Below are 14,474 nucleotides of genomic sequence, written 5' to 3' on the forward strand. Positions count from 1 at the left end.
TTCCATATATAGTTATACTTATACTGCTTTTATTGCTTTTCACAAGGCAGGAGAGGACAATACAGCCTGTTTCAAACACTTTTGTTAGGGATTCAATTGATTTAAGACCTATCATTTTGACCGATACAATAAAATTAAAAGGCAAGGATTCGATTATTACAATCGAAAATCCAGTAAACACCAAACTATTAAACGATTTTAAGCAGTTATCAGATAGTTTAGAGCGTATTAAGATGTATGAGGACGCCATAACGAAAAGAACGTACAGAGAGGTTTATAAAGACTCTACAGCCACCATAGAAGTAGAGAGTGAAGTACAAGGTTATCTTACCAAACAGAAAGTAAAGTACACCATAAATGAGAGGGAAATAAAACAAAAGGGATTTAACTTATATACAGGAGTAGAAACAACCGTAACTACAAAGCCTGTTATAACAGGTAAATTATATCTACAGAGAAACAGAACTATTTACACAATCGGCTACAATTCAGAAAAACAGATAATTGTGGGCGTGGGGTTTAAACTATTATAAGACGATGAACATATTAGAGATATTACAGCAGTGGGGGATACCTGCCATTACAGGGGTGGTAGCATGGAACAAGGACAGGATTTTAACCGCTTTGAACGTTAAAAAACAGGAAACGGATATAGCTGGGAGCGAAGCGGACAACATGAGCAAGAACTTAAAAATATATCAGGATATGATTGATGATATGAAAGTACGATTTGAAAGCCAACTACAGGACATAGAAGCTGATTACAAAGAAGAATTACAGAAACATAAGGAGTTTATCCAGAAATGTAACAGGAGCCTTCAATACTACCAAAAAAACTGTAAATGTCTACCCAATGAAAGTATCTAAGAAAGGAATACAAGCGATAAAAAAGCATGAGGCATTAAGATTATGCCCTTATTTATGCCCCTCAGAAATCCCTACTATCGGTTATGGTAATACATTTTATGAAGATGGCAGAAAAGTAGCTTTAAATGATGATTGCATAAGTGAAGAAAGGGCAAATAGACTGTTTCTGTACGTACTTTATGGTTTTGAACAGTATGTTAATCAGAAAGTAACTAAAACGCTCTTACAAGGGCAATTTGATGCTTTGGTAAGCTTTTGTTATAATGTGGGTAAGGGTGCTTTTGCGTCAAGTACATTACTCAAGAAAGTTAATGTAAATCCTTTTGATGAAAATATCAAATATCAGTTCTCAAGATGGAATAAATCCAATGGAAAAGTATTAAAAGGATTGGTTAAGAGAAGGAAAGAAGAGGCTGAAATGTATTATATTTGAAACAGAGGACAGACTTCAAATTACACTCTCATAGTATCATTTGATATTTCCAGCGGGGCATATTTTAATTAATAAGGTACTATCTTTTTCGAATTCTAATCGGACTTTATCATAACAACCAGGTAAAAACCAACCATTTGCTTTTATATTATGATAACCTAATTTATATAAAGTTTGAAATATCTCATTTCCATATATATATGATTCTTTATTCTCCCTCACATACCAAAACCTGATTTTCGCATTGTGATTTGGTAGTTTGTTTAAAATTTCTTGTAATAATTTTTTATCCAAATGTCTTTGTTGAATACCATAATTGACATCACCATTTACGCCCACTTGATTATTATTACCACTAATAATATGTGAGTTATTTTTTGTATTTATATTTTTACTTTCTTTTTCTTTAAATTGTTCATTATTACCATTAAATTCAATGCCAAATAATTTTATGTGCTTATCAGTTGCTATACCTAAACCACATAAAATTATTAAACATAATAAGAGTATTATAATAATATATTTCACAAAATTATTATTTAATAATTTCTCATAATTTATCGACATATTTTTATAAATTTAAATACATTGTAAATATCTAAAAACGAGTAATTATAATTAAAAATATAATTTAGAAGTTTTTAACAAAAATTGTTAATATGTCTACTAAAAGGTTATTAACAGAGAAACGTTAACAGTATGCAAGTCAGATTTTTAATTAAATAAAAAAAGGAGCAAACTTTTTTAAAGCCTACTCCCTTTATATTCTTTTTATGATAGTATTTTACTTATCCCTTATAGCTTTATAAGTTTCACCGCCATAACTATAGTCCATCGTATTTCCGTTATCGGAAAATTCAACCTCAATTGTTAACGTGTGTGAGCCTTCATCATCCTTCCATTGTACCAAGTATACACCTTTCTCTATTTTTTCCCATGTACCGCCCTTAAAGTGGTAATCTTGATTAATTTTCACTTTGGTATATTGAAATTGATTTGAGAAGATTTGCAAATCCCCCGATTCATTTTTCCATATACCAACAATGGTATCAATGTTTACTACTTCTTTTTCAGGTTGTTTGCCTTCGGGCAAATAATAAAAATCGTTGATTTCGTCCTTGGAGCAAGCTACAAGCAACATAATAACTGCAATTAATGATAATGCTTTTTTCATTGTTTGATAATTTGAATTGTTAATAAAAAATGTATACATTTAATAAAATAACAGATGTTGTCTTGGTTGGCGGCAGTGCTTATCCGTAGCCGGGCGAAATTTCCATGGCACATAATGGCGTGCTTTTTCTGGACGAGTTGCCCAAGTTTAAAAGGAGCGTACTGGAAGTTATACGCCATCCCCCTGGAAGACCGGGAAGTTACCATTTCCAGGGCAAAATTTACAGTTACGTATCCTTCCAGTTTTATGTTGGTGGCCAACATGAACCCAAGTCCCGGCGGATATTTCAACGACCCCGATGCCCCCGTAACTTCGTCCCAGGCCGAAATGCAACGGTATTTAAGCAAAATATCGGGGCCGCTTTTGGATAGGATAGACATTCATATTGAAGTAACCCCGGTCCCGTTTGAAAAACTTTCGGAAGAAAGAAAAGGAGAACAAAGTATTGATATCAGAAAAAGGGTTACCGCCGCTAAGGTGCTACACAGAACGCTTTAATGAACTTCCCAACATTCATTACAATGCCCAAATGGGAACAAAGCAAATTAGAAAATTTTGCGTGCTGGACGATGAGTCCAAAACATTGCTGAAAAAAGCCATGGAACGCCTAAACCTTTCGGCAAGGGCTTACGACCGCATACTTAAAGTTTCCCGTACCATTGCCGATCTGGAAAACGAAACCCAAATAATGCCAGTTCATATCAGTGAGGCCATTCAATACAGAAGCTTGGATAGGGATGGTTGGTTGGGGTAAAGCTACAAATACACTAAACATAGCCCCTGTATATTAATAATCCTAAATTTATTTAGCCAAAGCAAAAACTTATGTTATATTTATTATAGAAGTTATTTAATCAATAAATTACAGATTAATGTTGCCTGAAGATAAAATGGAAACAATAAATATTAACTGCGATTTAGGTGAGGGTACTTTCAATGAAAACGAAATAATGCCTTATATTCAATCGTGCAATATTGCCTGTGGCGGTCATGCCGGAGATTTGCAAAGCATGAAAGATGTGGTGAGCTTGGCGTTGAAATACAATATCCTCATTGGTGCGCATCCGTCTTATCCCGATAAGGAAAATTTTGGTCGGAAATCTGTTGATATTTCAGCAAAAGATTTAAAGGAAAGCATCTCTCTTCAACTGGAAAATTTTGATAATGTTTTACAGGAATGTAACGGGAAACTACATCATATAAAGGCACACGGTGCGCTGTACAACGATATTGCCCGAGACAAACGTTTGGCAACCACATTTTTGGAAGCTGTTAACATGTATAAAAAAAGAGCACTGTTGTATGTTCCATATAATTCCATAATTGCCGATGTTGCCCAAGAAAATGGATTCCAGATATTATATGAAGCCTTTGCCGATAGGAGTTATAACGAAGACTTATCCTTGGTAAAAAGAACACTTCCAGATGCGGTGCTTCATGATAAAAATGCTATTTTAAAACAGGTGCAGGATATTGCGAATCATCAAAAAGTAGTGACCATTAACGGAAGATCGCTCTTTATAAAAGCTGCTACTTTTTGTGTTCATTCTGATACCGAAAACGCCGCCCAGATTGTAAAATACCTATATAACTCTTTATACACTACTGCCATTGGATAGATTTAAACTAGAATACCGGCCCTACGGGGATAAGGCATTGTTGGTGGAATGGCCAAGAATGGTGAATGAGGAAGTATTGAACAATATACTAAAGTTCAAAAAATTAATCTTATTGAACATGGATGGTTATGAAATCGTTCCGGCATACAACTCCCTTACTTTAATTGCACAAGTGCCCATTCGGCATAAAGAATTAATCGAGCAGCTAAAACAGCTTTACAAACAAAAAGACATTTTTGGAAATCTCCAACGTAAATTATGGCATATTCCCGTTTGTTATGATGCCGAATTTGGCATCGACATGGAAACTTTTTCCATGGAAAAAAAGATGTCGGTACCGCAAATTATAGAACTGCACACGGCTCCATTGTATACCATTTATTGTATTGGTTTTTTACCGGGATTTATGTATTTGGGCGGATTGAACAAAGCCTTGCACCATCCAAGACGAAGCAAGCCTAGGTTAAAAATACCACAGGGCTCTGTTGGTATTGGGGGCGAGCAAACCGGCATGTATCCACAGGAATCTCCAGGTGGATGGAATATTATTGGCAATTCGCCCGTAAAGGTTTTTAATCTCAAAAACGAGAATCCCTGTGGTGTGGGCGTAGGCGATAAAATTAAGTTTTATCCAATAGACAAGGCCACGCATGAACTGATTAGCATTCAGGTAGAAGCCAAAATTTTTCATTTAAAAACATACGAACTCGATGATACAGGTAAATAAACCCGGTTTCTATTCTACCATTCAAGATATGGGCAGGTTTCAATACCGCGACAAAGGTGTGCCCGTAAGTGGCGTCATGGATGCCATTTCGGCTGGGTTTGCCAACAAATTATTGAACAACGACCCAACGGCTGCCGTTATGGAAATTACCATGACAGGGCCCGAACTTCTTTTTGAAGAAGAAAGCTATATTGCCGTTTGCGGGGCAATTATGTCGCCTTCCATCAACAACAATGAAATTTATAACGACGAGGTTTACAAGGTTGTTCCGGGCGATGTATTGCGGTTTGGGAAACTAAAAAGCGGAATCCGTTGCTATTTGGCCGTTAAGGGCGGGTTTGATACCGAAGTTGTTTTGGGGAGCAGATCGTGGTATGTTTCAATTACTGAGAAATTTCATTTAACCATTGGGCTAACATTAAACATAGCGAAACACAAAGCATTTTCACCACCGGAAAACTTGCCGGGCATGGATCATAATTTTAAGGAAAAAGAACTGGAAGTCTACAAAGGTCCTGAGTTTAATTTGTTGACGGAAGAACAAGAATATCAGGTGTTAAATGGCATTTTCAATATCGCAAAGGAAAACAGCCGGATGGCATGTCAATTAAAACAGCAACTTTATCCGCATAAGTATTCCATACTCACGTCTTCAACATTACCGGGAACGGTACAATTTACGCCATCGGGGAAATTAATTATTCTAATGAAAGATGCACAAACAACAGGTGGTTACCCAAGAATATTACAGCTTACCGCTAAAGCAATTGCCCTATTGGCACAAAAAAGGACCCATGAAGAAATATTATTCAGTTTAGTCGAGCAATAAGTTAGCCAACCACCTTTTTGGGGGCTGGTTTTTTACCTGGGTGCACTTCTTCTGCTAGAATATATAAAATATCGTTATTGGTAATGGACTGCGAAACCGTGATGGCTTTGGTTTTAAAGTTGTCGTGATTTAACAACAAACGCCACAAAGCATTGATAAAATCAGAGAAATTCGTTGCTTCGTGATATTGCACCATGTTACTGTCGTACGCCTGGGAAATTAATTCCTTGATAATAACCCTGGACTCGTTAATCCTGTTTTTAATGGGCCTTAATGCTTCATGAACCGTTTTTGTAATATCTGGAATCAAGGCCATTGCCTTTTCCAGTTGATGGCTTTTTTGAGGCACACGTTGATCTAATGCTATCCGGGACGAAAGTAAATCAATCCTATACGTAGCAATATCGGTAAACGCCGATATTTTATTCCGTCTAAAGGTATCTTCAATTTCCTTTAAAAAAGTATATAATTCATCAGAAGCACTAATATCTTCATTTTCAATTAAATCCTTTATTTTCCCAACAGTTGCATGGGTTTTGGTATGTATGCGGTTATACATATCCACATATGAGGTAGTAATATTCATCATTGCTGCTTTTATGTTGCTAATTTGGTATAAATAAGTATAATAGGAAAGGGGAAAATACCTGATTCTTTGTAAGAAGGGAACTATGGAATTAAGATAGCGATTTTTTGTGTAACCGCGGTTGGATTAATAAAAATTTAATACAAATTGTAGAAAAAATTAACTTTAAAATCTGAGTTCGATTAATTTTTGGCAGTGTATTTAAAGTACAAAAGTTTTAACCGTTTGTCATACTGGTTTTTTTTGTAAGAAGGCCCGTTATAGGCCCTTGAAAAAGCATCCCAATCTTTCTCCCGTAGAAAAGGCAGGAGCTTATTTGCTTTTAAGTACATGCCAAATGCGTGTAAATGTTCCCGTTCGTGAATTTGCATGGCCTCAACAAACGCATTTACAGAGGTGTAACCTAAATCTTTGTAATGGTAGCCCATAATCTGGAAAGCCCCCCACGAAGCCGATGCATGGGCTGCATCATGGAAATCTTTGCTTTTTTGTATGGAAGCGGCGGTCTCCAACCGCAAATATTCGCCTTCGCCACCTACATAGTATTTTTTGGTCCATTTAGGGTAGAGTACGTGTCGGGTTTTTGCAGAAACGTATTTTTCGGGAGAAATCCCGCGTTTTTCAAGTTCCTTCCAAAATACATGGCCTTCAAATAAAATTTTTGCCCTTCCGGAAATTAAAAAGCCTTTTCCATTGCTTTCTACTTCATTGATGGCTTTTACAATGGCCAGATCCAGATTGAATTTCTTTGAAAAGTCCATTAAATCTTTTTCAGAAAGAAGTTTGTCCGTATTGTTAAAAAGAGTGTTCTCAATGGCTAGCAATTTGCTCCATGTTTTTACCCCTACGATGCCATCGATAACCAGATCGTGTTTAAGCTGAAAGCTTTTTACGGCGGTTTCGGTATCTTTTCCGAAGTAATTGGAAATTACAACGGGAAAACCCAGTTTCACCAGAATTTGTTCCAGTAAATAAACAGCGGGATCGTACGATTTATAGCGGAGTGTTTTCATGGATTGAAAATGTATAATTCAAATAAAAATGAAAAACATAACTCTCATTACATAGTATAAATACACAGCAAAGGTTGCCACATGCATTTGTTATGGTGTTTTTCATTAACTCGGTGCATTTGTGGTAAAACCAACATTTTATCAGTTGCAAAATTAAAAGGCATTAAGTGTCTAAAAGCCTCCGTTTCTTTGCTTTATGGCAATACATCGTTGATTAAATACTTTTAATCGAATTCTTGTAAGGGATTTTCCCCGAAAACAAACGGTGAAAACAATGTAACTAATTTGTTTTCAATTAATTATATTGCAATATGAAATTTTATAGCTATGAAGGTACTGATTTTTTTATAGTATATTAGTAGTATGGATAGGTTTATAATGAACATGGCTTGATTTATACGCCTTTTCAGCACCTAAACTATTTATAATTAACATAATTGATAACTAACCAAATTAAGTAAAAATGAGAACCAATCAACCAAAATGGCTCAACGGCTTACTGTTGGGTTTATGCGTAGTTTTTTTAGCATCGTGTAACAAAGGAAGGAACCTTGTTGAATACAATCCGGTAGACCTTTCCCAGCATAAGTTAACGCCAAAACTTGCCGAAAAGTTAAGTAAACGTTATGTAAAGGACATGGACGAGCTCTTTGCCCAGTCCGATTCGCTGGAATACTACAAGGCACTGGTAAAGCAATTGCAAGAGCAGCAAGCAAATACTACGGGTAGTGGAAGAAGTATAAAACAAAGCGAACCGGTTACCTTTAAGCCCAAAAAACCAAAGTTTGAACTTTCTGTTTCCAGCTGGTATTCTGTAGATGAATTAATGACATATATTGACAATTCTATGGAAACCGTAGAAAAAAGTGGCGGGAAAGTAGATGGTTTTAGAATATATATTGGGGTGTTTCCAAAAGTAGGGGACGACCGAAAGAAAAATACCCTTACCACTTTTATTACCCCAACCGGACATATGGGCAGTGGAAAAGAGGAGGGAAGCGTACTGCCCAACTTGGCAATACCGTTGTATGCTGCACAAGATATTACAGGTGTAGATCCGTTGGATTATAGTGGTTCTGGAAACCCACCGACACGAACCTATCCTCAATAAAATATGGTATGACCTCAGATATAGAATTCTATTTAAAAAGGTCAATTATTTTGTTAGAAATTATAGCTTTAGTTTATTCTATAAAAACACTGTATAATAATAAATCAATATCAATTAAAATTATTGTTTTGTTATTGGTGATAACAGTCTTTATAGAATTGCTCCAACTTGTAGCTGTAGTAGTATGGAGGTACCCAGAAATTACTGCTTTTAAATTTCTGAAAAAATGGTTTGAAAATACATTTCCCGATATTTTAAATGGAACAGTATGGTTAGGAAGTTTATACTCTTTAGCAATGTTTTATTGCTACCTTATTTATTATAATCTTGTTAATGAAGACGCCAATTTCAAAAAAATAATTAATATTTTTCTTATCATATATTCTTTATTTGTTTGTTACAGCCTTTTTCATTATGAAAAATTGTTAGAATCTTGGTTACAGCCCCATATGTATGCAGGTGTAATATTGACATTATTGGCTATTTTTTTGTATTTAATGACCATATTGAAAAGTGATAAAATATTAACTTTTCATAAAACTTTACCGTTTTGGATAACAATCGGGATCCTTTTTTTTAATTTGGTAACCATGCCCATATTTATTTTTGCAAAGCAGCTCAATTTTTCGGCATCGGTATATGTGTATATTTTGGTGATTTCCAATTATGTAATGTACGGCAGTTTTATTATCGGGTTTATCATCAATGCCCGGGAACAACGTAAATTGGAGTGAAATTGACGGGTTAGTGTGTTTTGTGATTAGGGAAAAACGTAAGGGATAAGTTGTTAGTTATTTGTTAATGGTTAATTGTTGAATCTCTGGACTCTCAACAACATAACAGCGTAGCATGAGACTTCTCCTTACGTCGAAGTGACTAAACGCTATGCTCTACACTTTAAACTTAAAAAACTGACTAATTATAAGCCTCAATGTCTCCCATGTCGATTGTAAAAAACAAAAACTTGTGTTTTGAAGGTAGGTAAGTGGTGGTTTCCATTACTTTCCAATCGTCCCAAGAGGCCTGTAATCCGCCAATAGGTATAATTTTAACCCACATTTTAAAGCTTTCGGGAAAGCCATTGTCTTTTAGTATCCACAAATAAGAATCTCCCGGTGTAGTTCCCCCTTCGGTATAGGTTACCAACAATGCCGACTTGCCATTTTCCAGGGTCACTAATTTTCTTTCAACCCCTTTATCCATTATTTTAAACGGTGCAACCAGCCAAAAAGAGTCGTTGTTAAAATACTTTACAGCCTTATCTATAAGTTCTTGGCGGGGTTCGGTATGCATTTTTACGCCGTCTATAAAAACTTCGCTCTTTCCGTAATTTTTTAGGTTGAGTTTTACCTGCTTATCATCCCACTTTACATCGGCTTGGTGTTCTTGTTTATCCCATTTATAGTGATGCACATTGTTAAAAGACCATTCTATGTACCTAGTTTTTGTATAATTGGAATAGTTAATGGCTTTTAGCATTTTCTGTGCCAATGCTTCAGCCTCGGGACCTTGCTTTCCAACAGGAACGGGCTCGTTGTACAAAAAATAAACGGCAACGCTTATTATTATTAGAAATAGCAATATTCCAATAAATAGTTTAAGTATTTTACGTAATATGTTCATATTTAAAACTTTTAAATCCTCTTTTAGGGGCAAGTTTACGGATTAAAAACCAATAGCGGTATCGTCTCCACGTTTATCGGCACCGCCTTCTAAAGTGCCGTTTTTTAGCACTAAAATTGCATCGACTAAACCAATTATCCTAGCTTTTGATTCGTTGATTTGATATCCCAATGCTTTTAGGGTTTCTATTTTTTCTTTTTCAAAGCCATTGGGCTCCATTAATATTTCATCGGGAAGCCATTGGTGGTGAAACCTTGGCTGGTTAACAGCTTCTTGCATCCCCATATTAAATTCATAAACATTTAAAATGGTTTGCAATACCGAAGTAATAATGGTAGAACCGCCCGGGGTACCTACAACCATTAACAAGTTACCATTTTTTTCAACAATCGTTGGTGTCATGCTGCTCAGCATACGCTTTTCAGGGGCAATACTATTGGCTTCGGTACCAAGAAGACCAAACATGTTCGGTACACCGGGCTTGGCACTAAAATCGTCCATTTCGTTGTTGAAGAAAAAGCCCAGCTCTTCAGAATACAATTTTGATCCATAGGCACCGTTGAGCGTAGTGGTTACCGATACGGCATTCCCGGAAGTGTCCACAATGGAAAAATGCGTTGTTTGGTTACTTTCCACAATTTCGATTTCTCCGTGCGATACTTCAGAAGAAGGTGTTGCGGCTTTAAAAGAAAAATTGTTCATTCTTTCATTTAAATAATAATCGCTAAGTAATTTTTTTTCAGGAACTTCCACAAAATCAGGATCTCCTAAAAAATAAGCTCGGTCTGCATAGGCGCGTCGTTCGGCTTCTGTAATTAACTGGATGGCCTTTACCGAGTTGTGCCCTAGTTTACCAACTTTGTATGGAGCTATCATTTTCATTATTTCGGCCAAGGTAATTCCGCCACTGCTCGGTGGGCCCATAGAGATTATTTTTAAGTCTTTATAACTGAACACAACTGGATCCCGCCAAACGGCATTGTAACGTGCCAGGTCTTCTTTTGTTATCAATCCACCGTTTTTTTGAATAAAAGTGGCTATTTTTTCGGCAATATCTCCTTTGTAAAACCCAGCTTCTCCTTTTTCTTTAATAATTTCCAGGATATGTGCCAAGGCCGTGTATTTTATGGTATCTCCTTCTTTAAAATTATGAGCGAACAAAACGGTATCGCCACTTACTTCTTTAATTAATTTTTGATAATGCTTTAAACGATTGGCCTGCTTTTTTGTAACCACAACTCCGCGGTTTGCCATATTTATTGCGGGCTGAATAAGTTTTTCCATGGGGAGGGTGCCAAATTTTTCATGAATTGCAAAAAGACCGGAAACACTCCCGGGAACCCCAACGGCCGTTGCCCCAACAATGCTTTTATTGGGGATTACGTTGCCGAGTGAATCCAGATACATGTTTTTTGTGGCCGCCAACGGGGCTTTTTCTCTAAAATCCAGGGACCCATTTCGACCGTCATTAAGCCTGTAGACCATAAATCCGCCACCGCCAAGGTTTCCTGCAAAGGGATACGCTACCGCAAGGGCAAATTTTGTGGCAATCATGGCATCAAAGGCATTACCGCCCTGTTTCATAATATCCGAGCCTATTTTGGAAGCTTCTGCACGTGCCGAAACTACCATGGCGCTTTCGGCAACAAGCCCTTTTTCCGGTTTACAACTGATTATAAGTATGGAGAGAAGGAGGAGTAGTTTTTTCATATATTATTTGGTTAAGGCTGGTTTAAAGCGATTTTAACTTATGGACTGCGAATTCTTGCAGTTCTTCAAAAAACGAAGTAAACTCTGCTTCAAATTCAGTATAATATTTTTCCAAGTCCTGTATGGCAAAATTCATTTTAGATTTATTTTTAGTGCGCCGGTTCATCCCGTCCAATACCTTGGAAATGCCTTCAAGCTTGGCATAATTGAGCAACCAGTTGTCGGCAATCATATACGGCATCATTTTTTTTACGTTCATGGGGAGTATCTCGTAATATTCGCCCAGTAAATCATAAAAACCGTCTACATAAACTTCCAAGGGCACATCCGAATAATCACTCCAATTTTTTGCCAAAAAATGATCGTAAAAAATGTCAACAATAACCCCGCTGTAATGGCCGTAATTTTTGTGCAGTTTTTTGGTGCTCTGCCTTACTGTTGGGTGTGCATCGGTAAAAGTATCTATTTCACGGTGCAACAAAATACCCTTTTTAAAATCGGGGGGATAGCGCTCGTAATTTTTCCCCCGAATGCTATCGGCCATGAAATTGGCCACTTTAATTTTTGGATTGTCTCCGGACAAATAAATATGTGCTAGAAAATTCATTTTCTAAAATTACGATTTATAATGAAACTTTTAAGCGATCGTTTTCATTAAAAAAACATGTAGTTAAACTTTACAACTCCATAAACCTTTATATTTGCTGAAAATAACGTTTTTATATCCGTTTATGGATAATACAGCGTTATTGATAGAACCTTTTTTAATTTTAATTCAATAAAAAAATAATTAATGACACTTATAAAATCAATTTCAGGAATACGTGGAACCATTGGCGGAAAAACAGGAGAAAACTTAACCCCGGTCGATGCCGTAAAATTTGCCGCCGCTTATGGCAGTTGGCTTAAAAAGCAGCTTCAAAAGGAAAATGTAAAAGTGATTATTGGCCGCGATGCCCGTATTTCAGGGGAAATGATTCAAAATTTGGTTTCTTCAACCTTAACCGGGCTTGGAATTGATGTTATTGATCTGGGTTTATCCACAACCCCTACTGTAGAGATTGCTGTCCCGTTGGAAAAAGCCGATGGCGGCATTATTCTTACGGCAAGCCACAATCCTAAACAATGGAACGCCTTGAAATTACTGAATAATAAAGGTGAATTTTTAAGTGGTAACGATGGAAAAGAAATACTGAAAATAGCCGAAAGTGAAGATTTTTCTTTTGCTGAAGTGGACAATTTAGGTAATGTAACCATAAACGATTCTTATATCGACATCCATATTGACGAAGTTTTAAATCTGGATTTAGTTGATGCCAAAAAAATTAAGGCAGCCAAGTTTAAAGTGGTTGTAGATGGCGTAAACTCCACTGGGGGAATTGCCATCCCTAAATTATTAAAGGAGCTGGGGGTAGAGGTCGTAGAATTGTATTGCGACCCGACCGGGCATTTTCCACACAATCCGGAACCTTTAAAAGAGCATTTAACCGACATTTGTGAGTTGGTTGTAAAAGAAAAAGCCCACTTGGGCATTGTAGTAGACCCCGATGTGGACCGTCTAGCATTTATAAGTAACGATGGCGAAATGTTTGGGGAAGAATATACATTGGTGGCCTGCGCCGACTATGTTTTAGGGAAAACCAAAGGTAACACAGTCTCTAATATGTCATCATCTCGTGCCTTACGCGATATAACCGAAAAACATGGCGGAAATTATGAAGCATCAGCTGTTGGAGAGGTGAACGTGGTTACCTTAATGAAAAAAAACAATGCCGTTATAGGTGGCGAAGGAAATGGAGGTATTATTTACCCGGAAAGTCACTACGGAAGGGATTCTTTGGTAGGCGTTGCTTTGTTTTTAACTCATTTGGCCGAAAAAGGAATATTCGTAAAAGAATTGCGCGATAGTTACCCATCGTATTTTATGAGTAAAAAGAAAATTGAATTGACGCCACAGCTAGATGTAGATGCCATTTTAAAAACGATGGAAGAGAAGTATGCCAACGAAAATATAAGCACCGTTGATGGTGTAAAAATAGATTTTCCTGAAAATTGGGTGCACTTGAGAAAATCGAACACCGAACCGATTATTAGGATTTACACCGAAGCAAAATCGCAACAAGAAGCTAATGGACTTGCCGATAAGTTTATTACCGAAATAGGCAAAATAGCCGGGCTGTAGTTTTAATTTATCGTAAATTGTATAACATTCAAAGCCCACTATAAAAAGTTTTAAATTTATAGGATGCAAACAGAATACATCAATAGCGTAAAAAAACAATTTGCCTATTACAAAAAACTGGGCGAGTTAACCTTTGGGCAAGTGCAAGAAAAGGACTTGTTTTGGAAATACAATGGTGAAAGCAATTCTATTGCCATTATTGTTAATCATTTATGGGGGGAATATTTTGTCGCGGTGGACAAATTTCCTTATCGAAGATGGTGAAAAAGAATGACGGGAGCGCGATTTGGAGTTTGAAGATGTTATTTCTACAGAAGAGGAGATGCTTAAAAAGTGGAAGGAAGGCTGGGCATGTTTATTTAATGCTTTAAAAAGAGTCAATGAAAGTAATTTTCAGCAACAAATCTACATCCGTAATCAAGGCCATAGTCTAATGGAAGCCATAAACAGGCAACTGGCTCATTATTCATATCATATTGGCCAGATTGTTTTTCTATGAAAAATGATTAAAAATGAGCAATGGAAAAGTTTATCTATTCCTAATCGAAAGTCTATAATACAGAAAAGTTTTCAAAAGAAATACATGCTGAACATTTTACC

The 14,474-nt window shown here is 36.5% G+C and carries 18 protein-coding genes and 1 pseudogene; 12 read left to right on the top strand and 7 right to left on the bottom strand.

Annotated elements, in window-relative coordinates:
* The first annotated feature begins 116 nt into the window (after window positions 1–116).
* The 3 genes from PSF86_RS06605 to PSF86_RS06615 are packed head-to-tail and all read left to right on the top strand — an operon-like array spanning window position 117 to window position 1,300.
* Entirely contained in the window at window positions 117–533 is a 417-nt protein-coding gene (locus PSF86_RS06605; RefSeq protein ID WP_277899266.1) for a hypothetical protein, read from the top strand.
* A gap of 4 nt (window positions 534–537) precedes the next feature.
* Complete coding sequence (locus PSF86_RS06610; RefSeq protein WP_277899267.1) at window positions 538–867, top strand: hypothetical protein; 330 nt, start codon at window positions 538–540, stop codon at window positions 865–867.
* Window positions 854–1,300 carry a lysozyme gene (locus PSF86_RS06615; RefSeq protein WP_277899268.1) on the top strand — a complete coding sequence of 149 codons (447 nt, stop codon included), beginning with the start codon at window positions 854–856 and terminating at the stop codon, window positions 1,298–1,300. Before PSF86_RS06610 ends, PSF86_RS06615 begins: the two co-directional genes overlap by 14 nt.
* Window positions 1,301–1,336: 36 nt before the next feature.
* Here the strand turns inward: PSF86_RS06615 and PSF86_RS06620 are convergent, their stop codons facing one another.
* Both PSF86_RS06620 and PSF86_RS06625 read right to left on the bottom strand, forming a co-directional pair.
* Complete coding sequence (locus PSF86_RS06620) at window positions 1,337–1,867, bottom strand: hypothetical protein (protein ID WP_277899269.1); 531 nt, start codon at window positions 1,865–1,867, stop codon at window positions 1,337–1,339.
* 217 nt (window positions 1,868–2,084) lie between these two features.
* Entirely contained in the window at window positions 2,085–2,474 is a 390-nt protein-coding gene (locus tag PSF86_RS06625) for a hypothetical protein (RefSeq protein WP_277899270.1), read from the bottom strand.
* A 47-nt stretch (window positions 2,475–2,521) separates the two neighbouring features.
* Here PSF86_RS06625 and PSF86_RS06630 point away from each other — a divergent pair.
* From PSF86_RS06630 to PSF86_RS06645, 4 genes and pseudogenes are all read left to right on the top strand, one after another.
* Window positions 2,522–3,228: pseudogene (locus tag PSF86_RS06630) on the top strand (ATP-binding protein); the annotation flags it as partial.
* A gap of 136 nt (window positions 3,229–3,364) precedes the next feature.
* Window positions 3,365–4,093: a 5-oxoprolinase subunit PxpA gene (pxpA, locus tag PSF86_RS06635; protein WP_277899271.1), complete on the top strand. Its 729-nt coding sequence runs from the start codon at window positions 3,365–3,367 to the stop codon at window positions 4,091–4,093.
* Window positions 4,086–4,820 carry a 5-oxoprolinase subunit PxpB gene (gene pxpB / locus PSF86_RS06640; protein ID WP_277899272.1) on the top strand — a complete coding sequence of 245 codons (735 nt, stop codon included), beginning with the start codon at window positions 4,086–4,088 and terminating at the stop codon, window positions 4,818–4,820. The genes pxpA and pxpB overlap by 8 nt, the downstream gene beginning before the upstream one ends.
* On the top strand, window positions 4,804–5,649 hold the full coding sequence (locus PSF86_RS06645; protein WP_277899273.1) for a 5-oxoprolinase subunit C family protein: 846 nt from the start codon (window positions 4,804–4,806) through the stop codon (window positions 5,647–5,649). The genes pxpB and PSF86_RS06645 overlap by 17 nt, the downstream gene beginning before the upstream one ends.
* A 1-nt stretch (window position 5,650) precedes the next feature.
* Here PSF86_RS06645 and PSF86_RS06650 read toward each other — a convergent pair whose 3' ends face one another.
* Both PSF86_RS06650 and PSF86_RS06655 read right to left on the bottom strand, forming a co-directional pair.
* On the bottom strand, window positions 5,651–6,238 hold the full coding sequence (locus tag PSF86_RS06650; protein ID WP_277899274.1) for a hypothetical protein: 588 nt from the start codon (window positions 6,236–6,238) through the stop codon (window positions 5,651–5,653).
* Window positions 6,239–6,417: 179 nt separating this feature from the next.
* On the bottom strand, window positions 6,418–7,248 hold the full coding sequence (locus PSF86_RS06655) for an N-acetylmuramidase family protein (RefSeq protein ID WP_277899275.1): 831 nt from the start codon (window positions 7,246–7,248) through the stop codon (window positions 6,418–6,420).
* Window positions 7,249–7,711: 463 nt separating this feature from the next.
* Here PSF86_RS06655 and PSF86_RS06660 point away from each other — a divergent pair, with 463 nt between their 5' ends.
* Both PSF86_RS06660 and PSF86_RS06665 read left to right on the top strand, forming a co-directional pair.
* Window positions 7,712–8,359, top strand: coding sequence for a hypothetical protein (locus PSF86_RS06660; protein WP_277899276.1), 648 nt, complete (start codon window positions 7,712–7,714; stop codon window positions 8,357–8,359).
* A gap of 590 nt (window positions 8,360–8,949) precedes the next feature.
* A complete protein-coding gene (locus PSF86_RS06665; protein ID WP_277899277.1) occupies window positions 8,950–9,093 on the top strand; it encodes a hypothetical protein in 144 nt (47 codons plus the stop codon).
* A 181-nt stretch (window positions 9,094–9,274) separates the two neighbouring features.
* On the opposite strand, the gene PSF86_RS06670 is transcribed toward PSF86_RS06665, so the two are convergent.
* The 3 genes from PSF86_RS06670 to PSF86_RS06680 are packed head-to-tail and all read right to left on the bottom strand — an operon-like array spanning window position 9,275 to window position 12,299.
* Window positions 9,275–9,982 (bottom strand): hypothetical protein, encoded by a 708-nt coding sequence (locus PSF86_RS06670; protein ID WP_277899278.1) that lies wholly within the window; start codon window positions 9,980–9,982, stop codon window positions 9,275–9,277.
* A 42-nt stretch (window positions 9,983–10,024) separates the two neighbouring features.
* On the bottom strand, window positions 10,025–11,692 hold the full coding sequence (gene ggt / locus PSF86_RS06675; protein ID WP_277899279.1) for a gamma-glutamyltransferase: 1,668 nt from the start codon (window positions 11,690–11,692) through the stop codon (window positions 10,025–10,027).
* Between the two features lie 22 nt (window positions 11,693–11,714).
* Window positions 11,715–12,299 carry an acyl carrier protein phosphodiesterase gene (locus PSF86_RS06680; protein ID WP_277899280.1) on the bottom strand — a complete coding sequence of 195 codons (585 nt, stop codon included), beginning with the start codon at window positions 12,297–12,299 and terminating at the stop codon, window positions 11,715–11,717.
* Window positions 12,300–12,485: 186 nt separating this feature from the next.
* On the opposite strand from PSF86_RS06680, the gene glmM reads away from it, so the two are divergent.
* The 3 genes from glmM (at window position 12,486) to PSF86_RS17800 (ending at window position 14,373) form a co-directional block, all read left to right on the top strand.
* Window positions 12,486–13,874, top strand: coding sequence for a phosphoglucosamine mutase (glmM, locus tag PSF86_RS06685; protein ID WP_277899281.1), 1,389 nt, complete (start codon window positions 12,486–12,488; stop codon window positions 13,872–13,874).
* A 63-nt stretch (window positions 13,875–13,937) separates the two neighbouring features.
* Window positions 13,938–14,138, top strand: coding sequence for a DUF1572 family protein (locus tag PSF86_RS17795; RefSeq protein WP_277903979.1), 201 nt, complete (start codon window positions 13,938–13,940; stop codon window positions 14,136–14,138).
* Window positions 14,139–14,196: 58 nt separating this feature from the next.
* Window positions 14,197–14,373 (top strand): DUF1572 family protein, encoded by a 177-nt coding sequence (locus PSF86_RS17800; protein WP_277903985.1) that lies wholly within the window; start codon window positions 14,197–14,199, stop codon window positions 14,371–14,373.
* Window positions 14,374–14,474 lie beyond the last annotated feature (101 nt).

The sequence above is a fragment of the Galbibacter pacificus genome (assembly GCF_029603165.1).
Taxonomy (GTDB): domain Bacteria; phylum Bacteroidota; class Bacteroidia; order Flavobacteriales; family Flavobacteriaceae; genus Galbibacter; species Galbibacter pacificus.

What these genes read in the sequence shown, in the direction of transcription:
- PSF86_RS06655 (WP_277899275.1), bottom strand. Translation starts at nt 7,248, where the DNA reads ATGAAAACACTCCGCTATAAATCGTACGATCCCGCTGTTTATTTACTG.
- glmM (WP_277899281.1), top strand. Translation starts at nt 12,486, where the DNA reads ATGACACTTATAAAATCAATTTCAGGAATACGTGGAACCATTGGCGGA.
- PSF86_RS06680 (WP_277899280.1), bottom strand. Translation starts at nt 12,299, where the DNA reads ATGAATTTTCTAGCACATATTTATTTGTCCGGAGACAATCCAAAAATT.
- PSF86_RS06650 (WP_277899274.1), bottom strand. Translation starts at nt 6,238, where the DNA reads ATGATGAATATTACTACCTCATATGTGGATATGTATAACCGCATACAT.
- PSF86_RS06610 (WP_277899267.1), top strand. Translation starts at nt 538, where the DNA reads ATGAACATATTAGAGATATTACAGCAGTGGGGGATACCTGCCATTACA.
- PSF86_RS06670 (WP_277899278.1), bottom strand. Translation starts at nt 9,982, where the DNA reads ATGAACATATTACGTAAAATACTTAAACTATTTATTGGAATATTGCTA.
- PSF86_RS06645 (WP_277899273.1), top strand. Translation starts at nt 4,804, where the DNA reads ATGATACAGGTAAATAAACCCGGTTTCTATTCTACCATTCAAGATATG.
- PSF86_RS06660 (WP_277899276.1), top strand. Translation starts at nt 7,712, where the DNA reads ATGAGAACCAATCAACCAAAATGGCTCAACGGCTTACTGTTGGGTTTA.
- PSF86_RS17795 (WP_277903979.1), top strand. Translation starts at nt 13,938, where the DNA reads ATGCAAACAGAATACATCAATAGCGTAAAAAAACAATTTGCCTATTAC.
- PSF86_RS06665 (WP_277899277.1), top strand. Translation starts at nt 8,950, where the DNA reads ATGCCCATATTTATTTTTGCAAAGCAGCTCAATTTTTCGGCATCGGTA.
- PSF86_RS06615 (WP_277899268.1), top strand. Translation starts at nt 854, where the DNA reads ATGAAAGTATCTAAGAAAGGAATACAAGCGATAAAAAAGCATGAGGCA.
- pxpA (WP_277899271.1), top strand. Translation starts at nt 3,365, where the DNA reads ATGGAAACAATAAATATTAACTGCGATTTAGGTGAGGGTACTTTCAAT.
- PSF86_RS06620 (WP_277899269.1), bottom strand. Translation starts at nt 1,867, where the DNA reads ATGTCGATAAATTATGAGAAATTATTAAATAATAATTTTGTGAAATAT.
- ggt (WP_277899279.1), bottom strand. Translation starts at nt 11,692, where the DNA reads ATGAAAAAACTACTCCTCCTTCTCTCCATACTTATAATCAGTTGTAAA.
- PSF86_RS17800 (WP_277903985.1), top strand. Translation starts at nt 14,197, where the DNA reads ATGCTTAAAAAGTGGAAGGAAGGCTGGGCATGTTTATTTAATGCTTTA.
- PSF86_RS06625 (WP_277899270.1), bottom strand. Translation starts at nt 2,474, where the DNA reads ATGAAAAAAGCATTATCATTAATTGCAGTTATTATGTTGCTTGTAGCT.